The following is a 20552-nucleotide window of genomic DNA, read 5'->3' as shown; positions in this document are numbered from 1 at the left end:
GTCGTATGCAACCCCTGGAGCGGATCGGCCGCTATCGCCTCGAACGGCGCCTGGGCACCGGTGCCTTCGGGACGGTCTGGCTCGCCCACGACGACCAGTTGGACGCCTCGGTCGCGGTGAAGGTGCTCGCCGACAACTGGTCCCACCGTCTCGACATCCACGACCGCTTCCTGTCCGAGGCACGGCTGCTGCGCCGGGCCGACTCGAAGCGGGTGGTACAGGTCTACGACATCGGCGAACTCCCGGACGGGCGGCCGTACTTCGTGATGGAGTACGCCGACGCGGGCACCCTCGCCGACCTGCTCGGGGCGGGCCCGCTGCCGATCCCCGACGCGCTGCTGCTGACCGCGCTGGCGGCACGCGGCGCGGCGGACCTGCACGGGGCGGGGATCGTGCACCGGGACATCAAGCCGACCAATGTGCTGCTGCGCACCGCGCAGGACGGCACCCGGCGGGTGCTGCTGGCCGACCTGGGGCTGGCGAAGAGCCTGGCGCAGGCGTCGGGGCTGACCCTCGCCGCCGGTTCGGCGGGCTACCAGCCTCCCGAGCAGGCCCAGCCCGGCGAGGGCATCGACGCGCGCGCCGACGTGTACGCGCTGGGCGCGGTGGGCTACGAGCTGGTCACCGGGACGGTGCCGGCGGCGCCCGGGAAGGTGGTGCGGCCGGACCGGCTGCGGCCGGACCTCGGGGAGGACGTCCAGCGGGCGCTGATGCGGGCCCTGGAGCCGGACCGGCAGCGGCGCTGGCCGTCCGCGCAGGCCTTCGCGGACGAGCTGGACCGGCTGGCGGCGGCCGCCGCGGCGCGTCGGCCGCGGCACCTGGACGGCGTCCGCAGACGGCTCAACGCCATCACGCTGACGGTCGCCGCGGTGCTCGCGGCCGGGGGTACGGCCCTCGCGGTCACGCTGGTCGACCGGAGCGGTTCGGCGGGCGACGAGACGAAGGTCGCCGACTCCACCGGGCGGGTGGTGGCGGAGGTGCCGTCCGGGTGGGCGGGCGAACTGCGGAACTCCGGCTGGAATCCCCGGGCGCTCGGGCTGGCCTCGGGGCACGAGCCGGGGCTGGAGGTCGCCGACGACGTGTCGGAGTGGCAGGACCTGACGACCGCGGTGAACGGCGTGTTCATCGGCCTGAGCCTGCACGGTGACGCCACCGCGAAGGTGAACGCCCTGTCCCACTCGCAGTGCCACTACGACGGCAGCCGCGCCTTCACGAGCAGCACCTGGAAGGGCCGGGTCCGCACCTGGAGCGGCTGTTCGGGCGCCGGCGGCTCGGTCCAGGAGGCGGCTCTCGCCCCGGCCGACGGGGACGACCAGCCCCAGGTGTACGTACAGGTACGGCAGAAGGGAGCGGCCGACCACACCGCCACGGAGGGCATACTCCGGTCGATCCGGGTCACCTGACCCGATGAACCACGGCGTGCCCCCGAACTTTTCCGCCGTTTCTCGCATCGGATGGGAGTGACGGCGCACGGAGCGCCTCGGGCACGCCTCGCGGCGTGCCGCGAACATCCAGGAGTGTGGAGAGACATGGCGCACACGTCCCAGTCCTTGCGGCGCGGGGCGGTCCTGCTCGCGAGCACGGTCGCCGCCCTGGGCCTCCTGACCGCCTGTGGCGACGACAGCCCGGGCAAGTCGCCGGAGTCGGTGTCGGGCACGGCCGCGCCCGCGACCGGCGACTCGGCGGGTTCGAGCGCGTCGGACAGCGGCTCCGCGCCGTCCGGCACGGGGTCCTCGCCGGCGTCCCCGAGCACCGGCTCGTCGACGGGCGGCGGCTCCTCGACGGGCGGCGGCACGACGACCGCCGGCACCGCGTCCAGCAGTCGCTGTCACACCTCGGAGCTGACCGCCTCGGTGGGCGGCAACGACCCGGGGGCCGGTCAGGAGAACTTCCCGATCGTGTTCACCAACAAGTCGGGCCGCACCTGCACCGTCCGCGGCTTCCCCGGCGCCGCCTTCGTGAACGCCGCCGGCACCCAGCTCGGCCCGGACCCGAAGCGGGAGTCCGGCAGCACCCCCGCGACGGTCACCCTCAAGCCCGGCCGGAGCGCCTGGGCGGGGCTGACCTTCTCCAACCCGGAGATCAGCGGCGCCAAGACGGCGACCCCGGCCGCGCTGGAGGTCACTCCGCCGGACGAGCGTGACTCGCTGAAGGTCACCTGGAAGGGCGGCACGGTCCCGGTGTCCGGGAACTCCTCCTCGGTACGGCTGACCGTGCTCAGCGCCGGCACCGGCGCCTGACCGGCCGAAACACCGGCCGCCCGCTTTCCCCTCACCCCGCACCCGGACCCCGCTGCCCCCTCCCCCGGGCAGCGGGGTCCGTCATGTCCGGGCCACGACTGTCACAGGCGTGCAACACGCGCCCCCGGCTCCGATCTTTTCCGCCTGCCCGCCCATCGAACCCGTCGACCACACAGGAAGAAGGCCCCGCGAGGGGCCGGGACGACGGAATCGGGGACGGACATGAGCGGCATCTCCCGCAGGCGGATCCTGACGGCGGGCGCGACGGCGGGCGCCCTGGGTGCACTGGGCGCGGTGTCGGGGTGCTCGAACGGCCAGTGGACGGTGGGCGGCGGCGGTTCCGCCGACAACGGCAAGAGCAGCGGCGTACCGGCCAAGCCGCTGAAGCTCATCGGGGACGGGTCCACCGCCGACACCGGCGCCCAGCCGCACCAGCCGAAGGCGACGCGCCTGGCGGCCGGCGCCAAGCCGCCGCAGTTCGTGGTGTTCTCCTGGGACGGCGCCGGCGAGCTCAGCAACCAGCTGTTCTCCCGCTTCCGCAAGGTCGCCGCGGACCACGGCGCGAAGATGACGTTCTTCCTGTCCGGCATCTACACGCTGCCGGAGTCCAAGAAGGACCTCTACCGGCCGCCGCAGCACGAGGTCGGCGCCTCCGCGATCGGCTACCTCTCCGACCGGCACATCCACAACACGCTCCAGCAGGTGCGCGCGGCGTGGCTGGAGGGGCACGAGATCGGCACCCACTTCAACGGGCACTTCTGCGGCAGCGACGGCGTGCGCAACTGGTCCCCGGCGGAGTGGCGCAGCGAGATCGACCAGGCGATCGGCTTCGTCACCAAGTGGAAGACCAACACCGGCTTCACCGACCTGGACCCGCTGCCCTTCGACTACCGCAAGGAGCTGATCGGCGGTCGTACCCCGTGCCTGGAGGGCCAGACCAACCTGCTGCCCACGGCGGCCGCGCTCGGCTGGAAGTACGACGCCAGCTCCCCCGGCGGCCTGCAGATCTGGCCGGGCAAGGTGCAGGGCAACCGCATCTGGGACTTCCCGCTGCAGTCCATACCGTTCTCCGGGCACTCCTTCCAGGTCCTGTCGATGGACTACAACATGATGTTCAACCAGTCGGCCGGCAACCCGCTGGGCGACAAGTCCCAGTACGACGCCTGGCGCACCCAGGCCCGCGACACCTACCTGGCGGGCTTCCAGCGGGCGTACACCACCAACCGGGCGCCGTTCTTCATCGGCAACCACTTCGAACGCTGGAACGGCGGCATCTACATGGACGCCGTCGAGGAGGCCATCGGCAAGATGGCCGAGTACGACGACGTGCGGTTCGTGTCCTTCAAGCAGCTGGTGGCGTGGCTGGAGGCGCAGGACCCGGGGGTGCTGCGCACCCTGCGCACCCTGAACCCGGGCCAGGAACCGACCGGAGGATGGGCTGAGTTCCTGGGTACGGCGGGTACCCGGTCCTCGTAAACGGGTCCGTCTGCTTTCATGGGCGGGCCGCACCTGATCACGCCCAGAGGAACACGCCCTGAACACCCCGCTCGCCGAGACCCTGTCCGTCCTGCTGCTCGCCGCCGTCCTCGCCTGGGCCGTGATCCGGCCCCGCGGCTGGCCGGAGGCGGTGCTCGCGGTACCCGCTGCGGGGGTGGTGATCGCCACCGGGGCGATCTCGCTGGACCACGCCCGGGAGGAGGCCGAACGGCTCGGCCCCGTCGTCGGTTTCCTCGCCGCCGTCCTGGTGCTCGCCCACTTCTGCGACGTGGAGGGGCTGTTCCAGGCCTGCGGGGCGTGGATGGCCCGCTGGGCGGACGGGCGGCCGGTGCGGCTGCTGACCGCGGTGTTCGCGCTGGCCTCGGTGATCACCGCCGTACTGAGCCTGGACGCGACGGTGGTGCTGCTGACGCCGGTGGTGTTCGCGACGGCGGCCCGGTCCGGAGTGCGGGCCAAGCCGCACGTCTACGCGTGCACTCATCTGTCGAACACCGCCTCGCTGCTGCTGCCGGTGTCGAATCTGACGAACCTGCTGGCGTTCGCGGCGAGCGGGCTGAGCTTCACCCGGTTCGCGGCGCTGATGGTGCTGCCCTGGCTGGTGGCGATCGGCGCCGAGTACCTGGTGTTCCGGCGGTTCTTCGCCCGGGACCTGTCCTCGGCGGCCCCGGGGGCGAAGGACACCGGCGAGCCGCCCCGGCTGCCGGTGTTCGCGGTGGTGACGGTGGCCTGCACCCTCGCCGGGTTCGTGGTCACCTCCGCGTTCGGGGTCGACCCCGCGTGGGCCGCGTTCGCCGGCGCGCTGGTGCTCGCCGGGCGGGCGCTGGTACGGCGGCAGGCAACCCCGCTGTCGGTCGTGAAGGCGGCGGCTCCGGCGTTCCTGGCGTTCGTGCTCGCGCTCGGGATCGTGGTGCGGGCGGTCGTCGACAACGGGCTGTCCGACGCGCTCGGGCATGTCCTGCCCGGCGGGACCGGGCTGCCGGCCCTGCTCGGCATCGCCGCGCTGGCCGCCGTGCTGGCGAACGTCGTCAACAACCTGCCGGCGGTGCTGGTGCTGCTGCCGCTGGCCGCGCAGACCGGGCCCGGCGCGGTGCTGGCGGTGCTGCTCGGGGTGAACATCGGCCCGAACCTGACCTACGCCGGTTCGCTCGCCACGCTGCTGTGGCGCAGGATCGTGCACCAGCACGACCACGGGGTGGACCTCGGGGAGTTCACCCGGCTGGGGCTGCTCGCCGTGCCGACCGCGCTGGCCGGTGCGGTGGTGGCACTGTGGGGGGCGCTCCAGGTGGTCGGGATGTAGACGGGAGGCCATGGACATGCGGGTGATCGTCTGGCTGGTCGAGGGGACCTGGCCCGCCTGTGTGGACGCGGCGCGGGGCTACGCGCGGGACGCGTCCGAGGTGGTGCTGCTGCACGTGACCGAGCCGGGGGTGGCCGGCCTGGCGCACGGCGCGTTCGCGGGGCTGCTGGGCCGGGCGGGTTCGGAACCGGACCCGGAGCAGCGGCTGGTGGCGCTCGGCGGCACGTCGGCGGCGGAACTGCTGGACGCGGCCGAGGCACGGCTGGGACGGCCGTGCACCCGGCTGGAGCGGACCGGGCGCGTCGAGCGGGAGGTGGTGGCCGCCGCCGAGGGCGCCGGTCTGCTGATCGTGGCCCGGGACGGCGACCGGTCCCGGCTGGGACCGCACAGCCTGGGCAAGGCGGTGCGGTTCACCGTCGACCACGCGCCCTGCCCGGTGCTGCTGGTGTGGCCGGAGGGGGCGCCGGATCTGACGACGATGCCGCCCCCGCCGCCGCACCACCCCTGAGCCCGTAGCGGCTCAGTGGCCGCGGTGACCGCCTCCGCCACCGTAGCCGCCACCGCCGCCGTAACCCCCGCCGTCGCCGTACTGGCCGCCGCCGTAGCAGTAGCCCGGGTATTCCTCGCACGGGTTGTACCTGGGGGCGCTGCTCGACGGCGTGGGCTGGGCTGTCGTCCGCGACGCCGACGGAGAGGGTGCCGGGGTGGGGGTCTTCGCGGCCTTGGGTGCGGGGGTGGCCGACGGGGCGGGGGTCGGCGTCGGGGTGGTCTCGGCGTCCCAGTTGACGATCTGCATCTGCAGGTCGGGCTGGGAGGTGTCCATCACCCAGCGCTGGGCGGCGACGTTCGCCCGGGTCTTGACCACCAGGGAGCCGCCGCCGTCGGTGGCGGCCGGGGCGAGCGCCAGGTCCTGGTCCCAGCGGGGCACCAGGGCGCCCTGGAGGGTGAAGTCGTAGCGGATGCTCCGGCCGCCGGTGCCGGAGGCGGCGGCCGAGCACGGGGCGAGCCGGACGGAGTAGCCGAGGTGCGAGTCGAGGCACAGACCGGGGTCGGCGCCGTTGCGCAGCAGCCCGTCGTTCTCGTACGTCCACTGCTGGCCGGCGTCCGAGGAGCACTCGGCGAGCCCGGTCTCGGCGCCCTTGGCGGGCTTCTTGCCGACCACGCCGATGCACAGGCCGGAGGCGATGTTGTGCAGGCGTCCGCGCAAGGTGCCCTGGGTGGTCTGGCTGGTGCCGATCCAGGACGGGCCCGAGCTGGCGGTGCCCTTGCCGGGCGTGGCGGAGGGCTTGCCCGCGGCCGTCGAGCCGGCGTCGTCGCCGGAGCCGAGCACCGCCCACAGCACCAGCGGCAGCACGACCAGACCGCTCACCGTGCCCACGGCCACGGCGAGGTTGCGGCGGCGCACCCGGCGGGCGGCCCGCTGCTTGGCGCGGCGGGAGAGGGCGGGGTGCACCACCAGGTCCTTGCCCGGCCCGGCCGCCGGTGCGAAGTCCTCACCGACCGCGGGGCGGCCGACGGGCGTGGCCTCCTGCTCGGCGGGCTCCCCGGTGCGGCCGGCCCGCGACTCCAGATAGGCGCGGGCGCCCCAGCCGAGCACGGCCTCGGCCAGGGCGAGGCCGAGGCTGCGGCCGCCGTTGAACTGGTGGAGCTGGTCGGCGGTGTGCCGGCAGTGACTGCAGCCGTTGAGGTGCTGCTGGAGGTCCCGGTCGAGGTCGACGCCGCCACGCCGGAAGGTCACGTCGATCATCCGGACGTACCGCTGGCACTCGTCCTCGTGGGCGAGTTCGCGGTGCACCTGGAGGCACTCCTCGCGCAGCCGCTCGCGGGCCCGGCGCAGTTCGACCCGCGTGTCCTGTTCGTCGAGGCCCAGCAGCCCGGCGGGGGTCGACAGCGGCTCCGACTCGACCTCGGTGTGCCACAGCACGGCCCGTGAGGACTGGGTCAGGCGCTGGAAGGCGCGGGAGAGCAGCCGCCGGTTCGCGGGCGGGAGCAGCCGGGAGGCGGCCCGCTCCCCCTCGCCGACGCGCAGTTCGGGGTGCAGGAGTTCGCTGCGGCCGTCGTTGTCCCATTCGGCGGCGATACGGCGGACGGTGACAAGGAGTTGGGGACGCCAGGCGGCGGTGGGGCCGCTCTGGCGGAGGGATTCACCGAAAAGCCGGGTGAATGCGGCGGTGGTGAGCATTCCAGCGCCGCGGGAGCCGTCGGTGCACAGTCGGGCGTAGGCGAAGGCCGCTTCCCAGTGCCGGTCGAGGAGTTCACCGACGGGGTGCAGCGCGGGCGCGGCGCCCGTCCATTGCTTGAGCTCGGCGCTGAGCTGCTCGTCGGTGACGTCGAACGGCCGGGCGGGGGTAGGGGAATTCCCCAGGCCTGCGTCATTCACGGCGGCATTCCTTCCAGACGCAACGCGGAATTCAGTCCATACCGTCGGGTATGTGACCGGTATGCGACCCGGCCGACGCCATGATCGGATGGGCCTGTTGGGGTTCGGCGCTCGAACGTCCGCCGTCGGCAGCTCTTTTGAAGCGTGGGGGGCGTACGGGAGCGGCCTCGCGCATGCGGGGGGAAACAATTGTCCGCATGCCGACACGGCACACCTTTGCACAGGCCAGCAGGGCAGAACAAGGGATCTCAGGGTTTTCCGCATTGCCCGGAGCTTGCGCTGATTTGACGAATCGTCAATGAGTACGTTCGCGCTTTGTCGTTGTATCGACATCGTAATTGGCGCGAGGATTCGGGGCCGACCGTCCCGGCATCCGCACCAACCATTGAACCACGGTCCGACCTGCGCAGGCCCTCCGGTCGGCGAGCGTCCGCGAACCAATGGCCGCAGGCATTACGGACGTTCACCGGAACGGTAGGCGCCGGGCGGGACACCGTATCTTTCACGGAAAACCCGGTTGAAATGGAACGGGCTGGGAAATCCGGACGCGGCGGCCACCCGCTCGACCGTGAGGTCGGTGCTCTCCAGCAGCCGGACGGCGTGTCGCAGCCGCGCCTCGCGCAACGCGCGCATCGGGGGCACGCCGGTCTCCCGGGTGAAGAGGTGGGCGAACCGGGACGGCGACAGCGCGACACGCGCGGCGAGCGAGTCGACGGTGTGGGGGGCGCCCGGGTCGGCGGTGATCAGTTCCCCGGCGCGGCGCACGCGCCCGTCCCGGGCGTCCGGACCGGGTGGCGCCCGGTGCGCGCCGGCCGTCGCGAGCAGGACCACCTCCTCCAGCGCGCACAGGGCCAGTTCGCGTGCGGCGCTGCCGTACGCGACGGCGACGGGCGCTTCGCCGGGTACGGCCGCGGGCGGCGCGCCGCTGCCGGTCCAGCGGGAGTCGGCCAGCAGACGGTGGAACGCGGCCTCGATCCGGGCGTGTGTGTCGTCCGGCGCGCCGACGGCGTACACGCCGTCGCCCACGGCGCACCGGCCCAGCCACTGCGCCCAGCCGGGGAGGGCCTGGCAGTGGGTCCACCAGAACCCCCAGCGGCTCGCGCCGGGCGCCACCGTGTAGTGGTGCGGGACGCCGGGGGCGAGGACGACCAGTTCGCCGGGGCGCGCCCAGGCCTGTGCGGTGCCCTGCCGGAGCAGGCCGCGGCCGTCCGTGGTCCAGGTGAACAGCCAGGGGGGCGGTCCTTGCGGGACCGAGCGGTTGTGATTCGGGTGCGGGTGCGATGTGGTCGCTCGCGCCCACGCGGCGGAGCCGCACACTGACACAGCCCCGCGCCCCTGAAAGCCACAAGAAGCGCCTCAGTGGCCGGAGATCGGATGGGGGCCGTAGGGCTCCTCCAGCTCCTCCAGTTCCTTGTCGCTCAGCTCCAACTCCACGGCCGCCACCGCGTCCTCGATGTGGTTCGGCTTCGATGCTCCGATGATCGGGGCCGTCACCGTGTTCTGGTGGAGGAGCCAGGACAGGGCCACCTGGGCTCGGGGGACGCCCCGGTCGCCGGCGATGCGGGTGACCGCCTCGACGATCGCGCGGTCGCCGTCCTGGTAGAGGCGGTTGCCGAAGTTGTCGGTGGTGCTGCGCTCGGTGACCGTGCCCCAGTCGCGGGTGAGGCGGCCCCGGGCCAGCGGGCTCCACGGCAGCACGCCCACACCCTGGTCGGCGCAGAGCGGCAGCATCTCGCGCTCCTCCTCGCGGTAGAGGAGGTTGTAGTGGTTCTGCATGGAGACGAACTTGGTCCAGCCGTTCCGCTCGGCCGTGTACTGGGCCTTGGAGAACTCCCAGGCGTACATCGAACTGGCCCCGATGTAGCGCGCCTTGCCCGCCTTGACGACGTCGTGCAGCGCCTCCATCGTCTCCTCGATCGGCGTGTCGTGGTCGAAGCGGTGGATCTGGTAGAGGTCGACGTAGTCGGTGCCGAGGCGGCTGAGGCTGTGGTCGATCTCCGTGAGGATCGCCTTGCGCGACAGACCGCCGCCGTTGGGCCCGGGGCGCATCCGGCCGTGCACCTTGGTGGCGAGGACGATCTCGTCGCGCTGGGCGAAGTCGCGCAGCGCCTTGCCGACGATCTCCTCGCTGGTGCCGTCCGAGTAGACGTTGGCGGTGTCGAAGAAGTTGATGCCCGCCTCCAGCGCCTGCCGGATCAGCGGGCGGGACGCCTCCTCGTCGAGGGTCCACTCGTGGGTGCCGCGGTCGGGCAGGCCGTAGGTCATGCAGCCGAGGCAGATCCGGGACACGTCCAGACCGGTGCGGCCGAGCTTCACGTACTCCATCGTTGTCTCCCACATTCGAGATCACGTCGTACAGAGCCGAGCGTACGTCGGCCCGTCGTCCGGTCTCGCGTGACGAGGGCGGTAATCGGACGCGTCAGCCCTGCTCCAGCAGGTCCAGCGCCCGTTCCCAGGCGAACTCGGGGCGCCGGCCGTCCGCTTCGGCTCCGCCGGTGTGCGGGTCGCCGAAGCGGACGCCCAGCCCGCGCAGCCGGGTCAGGCTCTCCCGGTAGGCGGGGTGGGCGGCCAGTGCGTCGGCGACGCAGGGCAGGACGGCTATCGGGACGCCCAGGCCCAGGGCCTCGCAGAGGGTGCCGACGGCGAGGGTGTCGGCGAGCCCGGCGGCCCATTTGTTGACGGTGTTGAACGTGGCGGGGGCGACGATCACCGCGTCCGGCGCCGGAAAGGGGCGCGGGTCGGAGGGGCGGCGCCAGGCCGACCGGACGGGGCGGCCGGTGCGTGCCTCTGCCTCGGCGGTGTCGAAGAACCCGTTCATGGCGACCGGTGTGGCGATGACCCCGACCTCCCAGCCGCGTTCGTGGGCCGCGGTGATCAGCTTGCCGACGCCCGCGGCGATGCCGGCCCCGCAGACGACGAGGTAGAGAAAGGGCTTCGAGGGCGCATGGGTCATCCAAGAACCCTATGCGGGTGTCACCGGAGCGGGAACGACAGGCCCCGCTCGGACTCCGGGCGCGGCCCGTGGAGACGGCGTTCGTGTTCCTCGATCGGGACGTCGTTGATGCTGGCCTCGCGCCGGGTCATCAGCCCGTGCTCGTCGAACTCCCAGAGTTCGTTGCCGTACGACCGCCACCACTGGCCGGCCGCGTCGTGGCACTCGTACTGGAAGCGGACCGCGATGCGGTTGCCGTCGAAGGCCCACAGGTCCTTGCGGAGCGCGTAGTCGAGTTCCCGGTCCCATTTGGCGGTGAGGAACTCGACGATCTCCGCGCGGCCGGTGACGAAGGTGCCGCGATTGCGCCACACCGAGTCCTCGGAGTACGCGAGCGCCACCCGCTGCGGGTCGCGGGTGTTCCAGGCGTCCTCGGCGGCCTGGACTTTCTGGACGGCGGTCCCGCGGGTGAAGGGTGGCAGGGGCGGACGGTCGGCCATGGCCTCCTCCTCAGGTGGAGAACGCACGTTCTCCCGGTCGCTGCTAACGTAGGAGAACGCACGTTCTCTCGTCAAGGAGCCCTCGGAAGTGGTCATGGACAGCGCGGTCGCACGGGAGCAGGCCCTGGACGCCGCCGAGCGGCTGTTCTACGGGCGGGGGGTGCAGTCCGTCGGCATGGACGACATACGCGGCGCCTCCGGGGTCTCCCTCAAACGGCTCTACCAGCTCTTCCCCGCGAAGGAACAGCTCGTGGTGGCCTATCTGGAGCGCCGGGACGTGCGCTGCCGGCAGCGGCTGGCCGCGCATGTCGAGCGGCAGCCGGACCCCCGGGAGCGGCTGCTCGCCGTCTTCGACTGGCTGGCGGGGTGGTTCGGCGAGGAGGACTTCCGGGGGTGCGCGTGGATCAACGCGTACGGCGAGCTGGGTGCCACCTCCGAGCGGGTGGTGGCTCAGGTGCGGGGCCACAAACAGGCCTTCCGGGACTATCTCGCGGGCCTGGTGGCGGGCGCCGGTCTGGACGCCGCGCTCACCGGCCCGCTGTTCCTGCTGGCCGAGGGGGCGATGGTGACCGCGGGCATCACCGGGAGCACGGAGCCCGCGACCGAGGCCCGCGAGGCGGCCCGGGCACTGCTGCGCGACCGGTGAGGTCCGGCCGCGGCGAGCACCGACAGCGCGGCCCGGACCCGCGCGAACGAGCCGGTTGGCCGCCGCCCGGAGCGGTGACCCGGGCGCGGGCCGGCACGGTCGGTGCCGGCGGCACCGCCGGTCGACGCTAGCCCGTCGGTTCCTTGACGGTGATGGCGTGCACCGGGCAGGCCCGGGCCGCCTCCCGGACCAGGGGATCACCGCCGCCGTCCTCCATGCCGGGGAGCAGGGTGCTGAAGCCGTCGTCGTCCTGGGTGAAGACGTTCGGCGCCGTCATGGCGCACTGGCCGGCTCCGATGCAGACGTCCGTATCGATCTCGATGTGCATGGCAGGAGCCTCTTACCAGGTCACGGGGAGTTCCAGCATCCCCTGGATCGTGTCGCCGGGTTTGAAGGGGATTTCCTCGGGAGGTGCGGCGAGCCGCAGCTCCGGGAGCCGCTCCCAGAGGGTGCGCAGGGCGATCTCCAACTCGGCGCGGGCCAGGTTCTGGCCCAGGCACTGGTGGATGCCGAAGCCGAAGGCCACGTGGTGGCGGGCCGGGCGGTGCCAGTCGATGGTGTCGGGGTCGTCGTACACGGACTCGTCGCGGTTGATGACCGAGGTCGCGAAGAGCACGCCGTCGCCCTTGCGGATGGTGGTACCGGCCACCTCGATGTCCTCCAGGGCGACGCGCAGCAGCCCGTCGGCGATGGACAGCATCCGCATCAGTTCCTCGACGGCGGCGGGCACCAGCGCGGGGTCGGCGCGCAGTTCGGCGAGCCGCTCGGGCTGCTGGAGCAGGGTGAAGGTGCCGAGCGAGATCATGTTGGCGGTGGTCTCGTGCCCGGCGACCAGCAAGATGAGGGCCAGCGCGACGACCTCGTCGCGGTCCAGGGCGCCCTCGCGCAGCCGCTCGTGGACGAGGTCGTCGAGGACGCCTTCGCCGGGCACCTCGTCCCGGCTCTTGCGGTCGGCCAGGTCGCCCAGATAGGCCTCCAGCCTGTCGCGCGCGTCCAGGGAGTCGGCGGCCTCCGGACCGCGCAGCAGCCGCCGGGACTGCGCCTCGAAGAACTCGTGGTCGGCGTACGGCACACCGAGCAGGTCGCAGATGACCATGGACGGCACGGGCAGGGCGAAGGCGCTCACCAGGTCGGCCGGCGGCCCCTGGGCGATCATCCGGTCGAGCAGCTCGTCGACGATCCGCTGGATGGCCGGCCGCATCCCGGTCGCCCGCTTGAGGGTGAAGTCCGGGATCAGCATCCGGCGCTGGGTCTGGTGCGCGGGGTCGTCGAGGCCGAGCAGGGCGACCTGGCGGCGCTCCCGGGCCGCCGCGAACCGGGCGTTCGGCATCGGGAAGTCGTCCCGTCGGCGGTCGCTGGAGAGCCGGGGGTCGGCGAGCAGCGCCCGGGCCGTGCCGTGGCCGGTGACCGCCCAGGCGGTGCGGCCGTCGTAGAGCGTGACACGGGACAGCGGGGTTCCGTCACGCAGTGGGTCGTAGCCGGTGGGCGGGTGGTAGGGGCACGTGCGGTCCTGCGGCCAGGCCACAGGGTCGGCCCGGTGGACAGGAGCAGTGTGTTCCGTCAGGTCCGTCAGTTCGTTCATGGAAGACCTCGCAGACGAATGTCGTACGTCGTGCCGATCTTCATTAGATGCCCGGGGCACCTATGGGGCGACCGCAAGTTCAGCCAGATCGGTGAATCGGGTGATCTGGCCGAACCCCGCGCGGTCGGGGGACGATTCCGGGCCGAAATTCGCTTGCCGGGACGACGAGGCGGGCCCCACGATCTGCGCATGAACACTCCTGACGCCGTGGTGCCGCTGACCTTCGCGACCGTCGGTCGGGGGCGGGTCCAGCAGCAGCCGAGGCGCCCCTGGAGGCCCGAGCCCGCACGCCCGTGACGGCCGCGCTCGTCGCCGGCCTGCTCGCCGGGTACGGGATCGCCGTCCCGGTCGGCGCGGTCGGCACATATCTAGTGTCCCTCACAGCCCGCACGTCACTGCGGACCGGCGCCTGTGCCGCGCTGGGCGTCGCGAGCGCGGACGGCCTCTACGCCCTGCTCGCCGCGGTCGGCGGCGCCGCGCTGGCGACGGCGCTGCTGCCGGTGCTCGGGCCGCTGCGCCTGCTCTCGGCCCTGGTCCTGGTGGGCCTCGCGGTACGCGGTGCGGCGGTGGCGCTGCGCCAGTACCGGGAGCGGCGGCTCTCGGCCCGGCCCGAGCGGCCGGTACCCGGCCCCGGGCGGGCGTATCTCGGCCTGCTCGGGATCACGCTGCTCAACCCCACGACGGTGATCTACTTCGCGGCCCTGGTGGTCGGCACGCGTTCCCCCGAGCCGGTACGGCCGCTGGAACAGGGCGTCTTCGTCCTCGCCGCCTTCGCGGCCTCCGCGAGCTGGCAGCTGTTGCTGGCGGGCGGCGGCGCGCTGCTCGGCCGGGGCCTGACCGGCCATCGGGGACGCCTGGTCACGGCGCTGCTGTCGAGCTGCGTGATGCTCGGGCTGGCGGCCCGGATGGTGCTGTCGCCCGGCTGAGGCCCCCGGGCGCGGTCAGGGCGCGAAGGCACGGGCGACGGCTAGGCTGTCCTCGTAGACGTGGTGCCGTACGACCAGACCGTCCCGGACGGTGAGGTGCAGGGCGAACCTGGCGTGATACGAGCGCCCCGTCGGTTTGGCGGTCTGCCGGATCTCGCCCAGCACCACCGCGTCGTCGCCGTCGACCAGCACCCGCTCGATCCGGGTGTCCGCCCGCTCGGGGACGTGGTGCGCGGCGAGGTCCCGGTAGTGCGCGGCGGCTCCGGCGCGGCCGGTGCGGTGGGTGATCCACGGGGTGTCCGGGCGGTCGTGCTCCTCCCGCGGCCAGTTCAGCCGCCAGTCCGCGTCCTCGGCGTACAGCTCGGCGATCCGCTCGGGGTCGCCGGCGCCGATCCGGCGGAGCAGTTCCTCGACGACGGCGTGGGTGTGGGACATGGTCGTGACCTCTGCCTCGGGTGTCGGCCGAATGGGGGGTATCCACGACTGTGCCCGCGGCGTGCGGTACGTGCGATTACCCGTGAGGTAAGGAGGGCCCGGTGTCGTGAGGATGATCCGGGGCGCCCGCGGTGTTGAATCGTGGCGTCAGTCTTGGAATCGATGAGGGGACGGACCTCACATGCCTCTTGAGGGCGAGTACGAGCCCAGCCCGACAGCCTGGGTGCGCGAGCAGGTCGAGCTGTACGAGAGCTCCGGCGGGACGAAGGGCACGACCCTGATGGACACCGGGATGCCCGTCATCCTGCTGACCACCGTGGGGGCGAAGAGCGGGAAGATCCGCAAGACGCCGCTGATGCGGGTGGAGCACGACGGGAAGTACGCCGTGGTCGCCTCGCAGGGCGGCGCGCCCACGCACCCGGTCTGGTACTTCAACATCAAGGCGCAACCGCATGTCGAGCTCCAGGACGGGCCGGTCAAGCAGGACATGACCGCCCGTGAGATCACCGGCGCGGAGAAGGCCGAGTGGTGGGAGCGGGCGGTCGCCGCGTTTCCGCCGTACGCCGACTACCAGAAGAAGACCGAGCGGGAGATCCCGGTGTTCGTGCTGGAGCCGCAGTAGGGGAAGTGACGGTTCCGGGAATCCTTTCCGGCCGGGGAACGTCGGAATTTAGAAAAATCTGTTTCCCGGAGGCATGAACAGGCTTCGAGTCGGGCAGCCGAATGTCAGGCCCCGCCGCGTTCCCCCGTCGCGGCGGGGCTTTCCGCTGCCTCCCGCGCGGAACGGTCGGTCACGTCCAGGAAGATCTGGTCGGTCTCGCCGAACTCCCGGTCCAGGGACCGCTTGATGCGCACCAGGATCTCCTCGACCTCTTCGCTGTCCAGGCCGGGCACCAGGTCGATCCGCGCCGCGACCAGGGTGGAGTCGAGGCCCAGCTTCATCGTGAACAGCGCTTCCACGCTGTCGATCTCGGGCTCCTCCGTCAGCCGCTCCCGGATCGTGCGGCTCAGCTCCGGGTCCGCGGCCTCCCCGATCAGCTGGGCGCGGGCGTCGGCGCCCAGCCGGTAGGCCACGTACACCAGCAGGACACCGATGGCCAGTGAGGCGGAGGCCTCCCACGCGACCTGTCCGGTGATCATGTGCAGCACCATGCCGGCCATCGCGAGCAGCACCCCGAGCACCGCGGTGCCGTCCTCCGCGACGACCGTACGCAGCGCCGGATCCCGCAGCCCTCGGTCCTCCCGGTGGGCCTGGCGCAGCGCCCGGACCAGTGAGGCGCCCTCGGCGAGCAGGGCGACGCCCAGCACGATCAGGCCCGCCACATAGCCGCTGAGCTTCTCCTCCGCGCCGTTGCGCAGCGCCTCGACGCCCTGGAAGACGGAGAAGCAGCCGCCCATGACGAAGATCCCGACGGCCGCGAGCAGCGACCAGAAGAAGCGCTCCTTGCCGTAGCCGAAGGGATGCCGTTCGTCGGGCGGGCGGCGGCTGCGGCGCAGGGCGGCCAGCAGGAAAACCTCGTTGAGGCTGTCGGCCACGGAGTGCGCGGCCTCGGACAGCAGGGCGGGCGAGCCGGCGACGACACCGCCGACGGCCTTGGCCGCGGCGATCACCAGATTGGCGGCGAGCGCCACGAACACGGTCAGCCGTGTCCTGCGATCTGCGTTCGACCGCTCCGAATGCCCTTGCGACTGCGCCTCCGGCCGCTCATCAGGCTTCCCTTCCGGCTGCTCGTCCGGCATCTCTTCCCGTTTCTCTTCCAATTGCCCTTCCGGCTGTTCTCGCCACTGTTCTTTCGGCTGGTCTCGCGACTGTCCTTGCGACGAAGTCCCACTCACGACGGCCGACTGCCCCGGCACGGGCTGATCACACCGTACGGGAGGAGCGAATCGGGCAGCATCGGGGAACACGTCCATCGGGCGCGTATCGGCAAGGAGGCACCATGAGCGGTCACAGCGGCAACACCTCGCTCGGGCACAAGGAGTTCAAACGGTCCACCAGTCACTTCGCGGACCGGATCACGGCGGACGGGCGGGACGGCTGGCCGGTGGCGGCCGGCCGTTACCGTCTGGTGGTCAGCCGTGCCTGTCCATGGGCGAGCCGGGCGCTGGTGTCACGGCGGCTGCTCGGTCTGGAGGACGCCCTGTCGCTGGCCGTCACCGACCCGATCCAGGACGACCGCAGCTGGCGCTTCACCCTCGACCCCGACGACCGTGACCCGGTGCTCGGCATCCGGTTCCTCAGCGAGGCCTACGACCGCCGGGAGACCGGTTACCCGGGCGGGGTGAGCGTGCCCGCGATCGTGGACGTACCGAGCGGGCGGCTGGTCACCAACGACTACCAGCAGCTGACCCTGGACCTGGCCACCGAGTGGACGGCACTGCACCGGGACGGGGCGCCGGATCTGTACCCGGCCGAGCACCGGGACGAGATCGACACGGTGATGGCCGAGGTCTACGAGGACGTCAACAACGGTGTCTACCGGGCCGGGTTCGCGCACGAGCAGAAGGTGTACGAGGAGGCGTGCGCGGCGGTGTTCCGGCGGCTCGGCCTGCTCGCCGAGCGGCTGGCCGGGCAGCGCTATCTGGTCGGGGACACGATCACCGAGGCCGACATCAGGCTGTTCACCACGCTGGTGCGGTTCGATGCCGTCTACCACGGCCACTTCAAGTGCAACCGGTGGAAGCTGACGGAGAACCCGGTGCTGTGGGCGTACGTCAGGGACCTCTACCAGACGCCGGGATTCGGTGACACCGTCGACTTCGACCACATCAAGCGGCACTACTACCAGGTGCACACCGGCATCAACCCCACCCGTATCGTTCCCCTCGGCCCGGATCCCGCGGGGTGGCTGACGCCCCATCACCGGGAGCAGCTGGGCGGCCGGCCCTTCGGGGACGGGACACCGCCCGGCCCGGTGCCGGCGGCCGAGAAGGTCCCGGTCGCGGGGCGACCCTGAAAAACAACGCGGAGGCAGGCATGGCCAAGCGCAGGAAGAAGCAGAAGCTCCCTCTCGTCTACGCACCGCTCGGCTTTCTGCTGAGCTGGGCCGGCGGGGCGTTGGGCGCGCTGGCCTTCCGCCGGACCTGGATGGCCCTGCGTGGCGAGGAGGACGCGCCGGACGCCCTGGACCGGGACCGCGGCTGGGGCGAGGTGCTGCTGGCCGCGGCCCTCCAGGGCGCCGTCTTCGCGGTGGTGCGCAGTGCCGTGGACCGCACCGGCGCCACCGCCATCGAGCGCTCCACCGGGACATGGCCGGCGACCCGCAAGGGCGGCCGGGACTGAGCGGTCTCAGCCCAGCTTGGGTGCCACGGGGGGCACCAGGCGCAGGGTGAAGGAGTGTCCGGCCGGGTCCGCGTACCCCCGTTCCTCGAAGGGCCCGGCCGGGTCCCGTGCCTCGATCGGCCGCCCGCCGAGCCCGACCACCCGGCGCTCGGTCTCGTCCAGGTCCTCGACGAGGAACACGAGGTGGGCCTGGAGCGAGTTCTCCGGGCGCGGCCAGCTGGGCGGGGTGGCGTTGACGTCGCGCCTGAAGGCGATCCGGCCGCCGTCGGCGGCACGCACCTCGACGAGGTCGGCGGATACCTCGCTCTCCTCGCCTTCCAGCAACTGTCGGTAGAAATAGGCGAGTTTCTCGGGTTCGGCGCAGTCGAGCATCACGACCGCCGCGGTCACCAGTGCCATGCTTCCTCCCTGGGAAGGTCCTTCCCGTCCGTCTGTCCCCCATCACCGGATTCAGTCGGCCGCCGGCCGCTTCCCGTCAGGTCATCGTCGTGTCTCATCGGCCGCACGGATCTGCGCGAGCCGGGCCTCGGCCGCCGTGAGCAGCAGGTCCAGGGCGGCCGGGTAGGAGCTGCCCCGCATCGAGGCCACGAGGTGGCGGGCGGTGGCCGCGATGTTCGGGTGGGCGGCGGCGGGCAACCGGGCGTAGGTCGCCTGCCACACGTCCGCCTCGGCCTCGCGGGCGGGCCTGGGCAGGGCGGTGTTGGCGGAGTCGAGGGCGCCGTAGGCGAGGGCCTGGTCGACGAAGGCGTGATAGACGCGGACCGCCTCCGCGTCCGGGAAACCCGCGCCCCGCACCACCCCGAGGATGGTCTCGACGGCCTGGATCTCGTACCTCCGCCCGGTCACCCGGTGGGCACTGAGCACCGCCGCCCGGGGATGGGCGAGTGCGCCGGCGTGCATGCGCAGGCCCAGGTCGCGCAGATCGGCGCGCCAGTCGCCGGTGGGCCGCCAGACGCGCAGGGTACGGCCGATCAGCTCGTCGGCGACGGCCAGCATCAGGTCGTCGGTGTGCCGGAAGTAGCGGTAGAGGGAGCTGGGGTCGGCGCCCAGGGCACGGCCGAGGCGGCGCACCGACAGGGCCTCTGCGCCGTGCTCCTCGATCAGCCGCAGCGCGGTCTCGACGATCAGCTCCTCGGAGAGGACCACGCCCTGTTTGGTGGGGCGTCTGCGCCGCCGGTCGGCGGCCGGGACGACTCGTTCGCTCATGGGGCCTCCCTTTCTGGTCGCGCACCTTATGACAACACCGTTGACCTGTGAAGCGCACCGGCAGTTTCATGTGCGGTCACCGGGGCCGACCAGGTCCGGCCCCCAGGTGCGAGCGGAGTACTGGCCATGACCGACACGCCCTACACAGTCGACCCTCCTGAGTTGCGCAGATCCCTCGGCGTCCTCGACGGCGTCGCGGTCGCCGCCTCCAGTACGGCCGCGACCACCAGCATCGGCATCGGTCTGGGGGTGACGGCCGGGGTGGTCGGGCTGCATCTGCCGGCCATCATGCTGCTGGCGTTCCTGCCGGTGCTCGGTATCGCCGGCGCCTACTCCCGGCTGAACCGGGTGGAGCCGAACGCGGGAAACGGCTACGTGTGGGTGGGCCGTTCGCTCAATCCGTGGCTCGGGTTCATGGTCGGCTGGGTGAACGTCGTGGCGACGGTGGCCTTTCTCGCGTACACCACGGCGGTCACCGGGTCGGCGATGCTGCAACTGGCGGGCGAGGCGGGGGTGCACCGCGTCGGCGGGCTCGCCCTGGACCCGGGTTCGACGGCGCAGACCACGGCCGTCGGCATCGTCGTCCTGGTCGCCGTCACCCTCACGGCGGTGACCGGAATCCGCACCGCCGCCCGGTTCCAGACCGGGCTGCTGGTCTTCGAGTACGTGGTGCTGCTCGGGTTCTGCGGCTACGGCATCGTCACCGGCCCGCACCCCTTCAGCCTGAGCTGGTTCGATCCGTTCGCGATCCCCTCGCCCACCGCACTCGCCCAGGGCCTGCTCCTTTCGGTGTTCTGCTACTGGGGTTTCGAGGCCGCGTTCAGCGTCAACGAGGAGGTGCGCGAACCGCGGGACGCCTCCCGGGCCGGGCTGATCACTCTGGTGACCATGCTGGGGCTGTTCCTGCTGGGCTCGGTGGCCTTCCAACGGGTGCTGTCCGAGCCGGAGTTGGCCGGGCACGGGGCCGAGGGGCTGGCGTTCTTCGGCGACCGGCTCGCCGCCCAGCCGTGGGCCGCGCTGCCCCTGGTGGCCCTGCTGTTCTCGGCGATGGCCTCGCTCCAGGCCGGGGTGATCCCGACGGCGCGGGGCATGTTCGCGATGAGCCGGGACCGTACCCTCGGGCCGGTGTGGGCGAGAGTCAGTCCCCGGTACGGCACCCCGGCGGCCGGGACGCTGCTGATCGGGGCGCTGGCCACGGCGGTCGCCGCGCTCGCCCTGGTGATCCCGAGGCTGGCCGACATGATCATGGCGACGGTGAACGCGGTCGGCATTGTCGTCGCCCTGTCCTACGCGCTCACCGCGCTGGCCGCCGCGGTGCGCTTCCGGGCGCTGCTGCGCGAGGACTGGCGGCAGGGCGTCCGGGCGGTGGTGCTCCCGGCGCTGAGCGCCTGCGCGCTGCTGGGGCTGGGCGGCTACCTCGGCTGGTCCTTCTCCACCTCGACCGACCACTTCGAGGTCAGCGCGGACAACGGCTGGTTCCTGCTGACCACTCCGCTGGTGATGATCGCCTCCGGGTTCGTCGCGGCCGGATGGGCGAAGTACGTGCGCCGCTCGGCGTACTTCCGCACCGGCGAGGGCACGGACGCCGACGCACCCCAGCTGCTCACTACCCCCAACTAAGGAACAGG

General features: G+C 72.3%; 22 protein-coding genes. 11 read left to right on the top strand and 11 right to left on the bottom strand.

The window, feature by feature from the left end:
* Positions 1-5: 5 nt before the first annotated feature.
* From AB0N16_RS06675 to AB0N16_RS06655, 5 genes are all read left to right on the top strand, one after another.
* On the top strand, positions 6-1403 hold the full coding sequence (locus AB0N16_RS06675; protein WP_365793729.1) for a serine/threonine-protein kinase: 1398 nt from the start codon (positions 6-8) through the stop codon (positions 1401-1403).
* A 126-nt stretch (positions 1404-1529) separates the two neighbouring features.
* Positions 1530-2240 (top strand): DUF4232 domain-containing protein, encoded by a 711-nt coding sequence (locus AB0N16_RS06670; RefSeq protein ID WP_365793727.1) that lies wholly within the window; start codon positions 1530-1532, stop codon positions 2238-2240.
* A gap of 222 nt (positions 2241-2462) precedes the next feature.
* A complete protein-coding gene (locus tag AB0N16_RS06665; protein WP_365793725.1) occupies positions 2463-3716 on the top strand; it encodes a hypothetical protein in 1254 nt (417 codons plus the stop codon).
* Positions 3717-3774: 58 nt separating this feature from the next.
* The gene (locus AB0N16_RS06660) at positions 3775-5034 is read left to right on the top strand and encodes an arsenic transporter (RefSeq protein WP_365794059.1); all 1260 of its coding nucleotides are present in this window, start codon (positions 3775-3777) and stop codon (positions 5032-5034) included.
* A gap of 16 nt (positions 5035-5050) precedes the next feature.
* Complete coding sequence (locus AB0N16_RS06655) at positions 5051-5542, top strand: universal stress protein (RefSeq protein WP_365794057.1); 492 nt, start codon at positions 5051-5053, stop codon at positions 5540-5542.
* 12 nt (positions 5543-5554) lie between these two features.
* Here the strand turns inward: AB0N16_RS06655 and AB0N16_RS06650 are convergent, their stop codons facing one another.
* The 5 genes from AB0N16_RS06650 to AB0N16_RS06630 form a co-directional block, all read right to left on the bottom strand.
* Positions 5555-7414, bottom strand: a complete 1860-nt coding sequence (locus tag AB0N16_RS06650) for an RICIN domain-containing protein (RefSeq protein WP_365793723.1) — start codon at positions 7412-7414, stop codon at positions 5555-5557.
* Between the two features lie 453 nt (positions 7415-7867).
* The gene (locus AB0N16_RS06645) at positions 7868-8737 is read right to left on the bottom strand and encodes a helix-turn-helix domain-containing protein (protein WP_365793721.1); all 870 of its coding nucleotides are present in this window, start codon (positions 8735-8737) and stop codon (positions 7868-7870) included.
* Between the two features lie 33 nt (positions 8738-8770).
* Positions 8771-9739, bottom strand: a complete 969-nt coding sequence (locus AB0N16_RS06640) for an aldo/keto reductase (protein ID WP_351744784.1) — start codon at positions 9737-9739, stop codon at positions 8771-8773.
* Between the two features lie 94 nt (positions 9740-9833).
* Positions 9834-10367, bottom strand: a complete 534-nt coding sequence (locus AB0N16_RS06635; RefSeq protein ID WP_365793720.1) for a flavoprotein — start codon at positions 10365-10367, stop codon at positions 9834-9836.
* Positions 10368-10387: 20 nt separating this feature from the next.
* Positions 10388-10846: a nuclear transport factor 2 family protein gene (locus AB0N16_RS06630; protein ID WP_365793718.1), complete on the bottom strand. Its 459-nt coding sequence runs from the start codon at positions 10844-10846 to the stop codon at positions 10388-10390.
* A gap of 94 nt (positions 10847-10940) precedes the next feature.
* On the opposite strand from AB0N16_RS06630, the gene AB0N16_RS06625 reads away from it, so the two are divergent.
* The gene (locus AB0N16_RS06625; protein WP_365794055.1) at positions 10941-11492 is read left to right on the top strand and encodes a TetR/AcrR family transcriptional regulator; all 552 of its coding nucleotides are present in this window, start codon (positions 10941-10943) and stop codon (positions 11490-11492) included.
* Positions 11493-11619: 127 nt separating this feature from the next.
* On the opposite strand, the gene AB0N16_RS06620 is transcribed toward AB0N16_RS06625, so the two are convergent.
* Together AB0N16_RS06620 and AB0N16_RS06615 are read right to left on the bottom strand one after the other, a co-directional pair.
* The gene (locus AB0N16_RS06620) at positions 11620-11820 is read right to left on the bottom strand and encodes a ferredoxin (RefSeq protein WP_360493965.1); all 201 of its coding nucleotides are present in this window, start codon (positions 11818-11820) and stop codon (positions 11620-11622) included.
* A gap of 12 nt (positions 11821-11832) precedes the next feature.
* Entirely contained in the window at positions 11833-13074 is a 1242-nt protein-coding gene (locus tag AB0N16_RS06615; protein WP_365793716.1) for a cytochrome P450, read from the bottom strand.
* Positions 13075-13367: 293 nt separating this feature from the next.
* Here AB0N16_RS06615 and AB0N16_RS06610 point away from each other — a divergent pair, with 293 nt between their 5' ends.
* Positions 13368-14000, top strand: a complete 633-nt coding sequence (locus tag AB0N16_RS06610) for a LysE family transporter (protein WP_365793714.1) — start codon at positions 13368-13370, stop codon at positions 13998-14000.
* 15 nt (positions 14001-14015) lie between these two features.
* Here AB0N16_RS06610 and AB0N16_RS06605 read toward each other — a convergent pair whose 3' ends face one another.
* Positions 14016-14435: a nuclear transport factor 2 family protein gene (locus tag AB0N16_RS06605; RefSeq protein ID WP_365793712.1), complete on the bottom strand. Its 420-nt coding sequence runs from the start codon at positions 14433-14435 to the stop codon at positions 14016-14018.
* A gap of 181 nt (positions 14436-14616) precedes the next feature.
* On the opposite strand from AB0N16_RS06605, the gene AB0N16_RS06600 reads away from it, so the two are divergent.
* Entirely contained in the window at positions 14617-15057 is a 441-nt protein-coding gene (locus tag AB0N16_RS06600; protein WP_365793709.1) for a nitroreductase family deazaflavin-dependent oxidoreductase, read from the top strand.
* 104 nt (positions 15058-15161) lie between these two features.
* On the opposite strand, the gene AB0N16_RS06595 is transcribed toward AB0N16_RS06600, so the two are convergent.
* Positions 15162-16079, bottom strand: a complete 918-nt coding sequence (locus AB0N16_RS06595; protein ID WP_365794053.1) for a cation diffusion facilitator family transporter — start codon at positions 16077-16079, stop codon at positions 15162-15164.
* A gap of 296 nt (positions 16080-16375) precedes the next feature.
* Here AB0N16_RS06595 and AB0N16_RS06590 point away from each other — a divergent pair, with 296 nt between their 5' ends.
* Positions 16376-17392, top strand: a complete 1017-nt coding sequence (locus AB0N16_RS06590) for a glutathione S-transferase C-terminal domain-containing protein (RefSeq protein ID WP_365793707.1) — start codon at positions 16376-16378, stop codon at positions 17390-17392.
* A gap of 20 nt (positions 17393-17412) precedes the next feature.
* Positions 17413-17718: a DUF4235 domain-containing protein gene (locus AB0N16_RS06585; protein ID WP_351697073.1), complete on the top strand. Its 306-nt coding sequence runs from the start codon at positions 17413-17415 to the stop codon at positions 17716-17718.
* Between the two features lie 6 nt (positions 17719-17724).
* Here the strand turns inward: AB0N16_RS06585 and AB0N16_RS06580 are convergent, their stop codons facing one another.
* Both AB0N16_RS06580 and AB0N16_RS06575 read right to left on the bottom strand, forming a co-directional pair.
* Positions 17725-18117, bottom strand: a complete 393-nt coding sequence (locus AB0N16_RS06580; RefSeq protein WP_365793705.1) for a VOC family protein — start codon at positions 18115-18117, stop codon at positions 17725-17727.
* An 81-nt stretch (positions 18118-18198) separates the two neighbouring features.
* Entirely contained in the window at positions 18199-18924 is a 726-nt protein-coding gene (locus tag AB0N16_RS06575) for a TetR/AcrR family transcriptional regulator (protein WP_365793703.1), read from the bottom strand.
* Positions 18925-19050: 126 nt separating this feature from the next.
* Between AB0N16_RS06575 and AB0N16_RS06570 the strand changes: the two genes are divergently transcribed.
* Entirely contained in the window at positions 19051-20544 is a 1494-nt protein-coding gene (locus AB0N16_RS06570; RefSeq protein ID WP_365793701.1) for an APC family permease, read from the top strand.
* Positions 20545-20552: the final 8 nt, after the last annotated feature.

The sequence above is a fragment of the Streptomyces sp. NPDC051105 genome, from assembly GCF_040682795.1.
GTDB lineage: Bacteria > Actinomycetota > Actinomycetes > Streptomycetales > Streptomycetaceae > Streptomyces.
This window is presented reverse-complemented; position numbering and strand designations above follow the sequence as displayed.

Bases quoted from the DNA above. Each gene is read 5' to 3' on its own strand.
- AB0N16_RS06635 (WP_365793720.1), bottom strand. From the start codon at position 10,367: ATGACCCATGCGCCCTCGAAGCCCTTTCTCTACCTCGTCGTCTGCGGG.
- AB0N16_RS06625 (WP_365794055.1), top strand. From the start codon at position 10,941: ATGGACAGCGCGGTCGCACGGGAGCAGGCCCTGGACGCCGCCGAGCGG.
- AB0N16_RS06600 (WP_365793709.1), top strand. From the start codon at position 14,617: ATGCCTCTTGAGGGCGAGTACGAGCCCAGCCCGACAGCCTGGGTGCGC.
- AB0N16_RS06670 (WP_365793727.1), top strand. From the start codon at position 1,530: ATGGCGCACACGTCCCAGTCCTTGCGGCGCGGGGCGGTCCTGCTCGCG.
- AB0N16_RS06615 (WP_365793716.1), bottom strand. From the start codon at position 13,074: ATGAACGAACTGACGGACCTGACGGAACACACTGCTCCTGTCCACCGG.
- AB0N16_RS06640 (WP_351744784.1), bottom strand. From the start codon at position 9,739: ATGGAGTACGTGAAGCTCGGCCGCACCGGTCTGGACGTGTCCCGGATC.
- AB0N16_RS06575 (WP_365793703.1), bottom strand. From the start codon at position 18,924: ATGAGCGAACGAGTCGTCCCGGCCGCCGACCGGCGGCGCAGACGCCCC.
- AB0N16_RS06630 (WP_365793718.1), bottom strand. From the start codon at position 10,846: ATGGCCGACCGTCCGCCCCTGCCACCCTTCACCCGCGGGACCGCCGTC.
- AB0N16_RS06605 (WP_365793712.1), bottom strand. From the start codon at position 14,435: ATGTCCCACACCCACGCCGTCGTCGAGGAACTGCTCCGCCGGATCGGC.
- AB0N16_RS06620 (WP_360493965.1), bottom strand. From the start codon at position 11,820: ATGCACATCGAGATCGATACGGACGTCTGCATCGGAGCCGGCCAGTGC.
- AB0N16_RS06585 (WP_351697073.1), top strand. From the start codon at position 17,413: ATGGCCAAGCGCAGGAAGAAGCAGAAGCTCCCTCTCGTCTACGCACCG.
- AB0N16_RS06580 (WP_365793705.1), bottom strand. From the start codon at position 18,117: ATGGCACTGGTGACCGCGGCGGTCGTGATGCTCGACTGCGCCGAACCC.
- AB0N16_RS06570 (WP_365793701.1), top strand. From the start codon at position 19,051: ATGACCGACACGCCCTACACAGTCGACCCTCCTGAGTTGCGCAGATCC.
- AB0N16_RS06590 (WP_365793707.1), top strand. From the start codon at position 16,376: ATGAGCGGTCACAGCGGCAACACCTCGCTCGGGCACAAGGAGTTCAAA.
- AB0N16_RS06655 (WP_365794057.1), top strand. From the start codon at position 5,051: ATGCGGGTGATCGTCTGGCTGGTCGAGGGGACCTGGCCCGCCTGTGTG.
- AB0N16_RS06675 (WP_365793729.1), top strand. From the start codon at position 6: ATGCAACCCCTGGAGCGGATCGGCCGCTATCGCCTCGAACGGCGCCTG.
- AB0N16_RS06665 (WP_365793725.1), top strand. From the start codon at position 2,463: ATGAGCGGCATCTCCCGCAGGCGGATCCTGACGGCGGGCGCGACGGCG.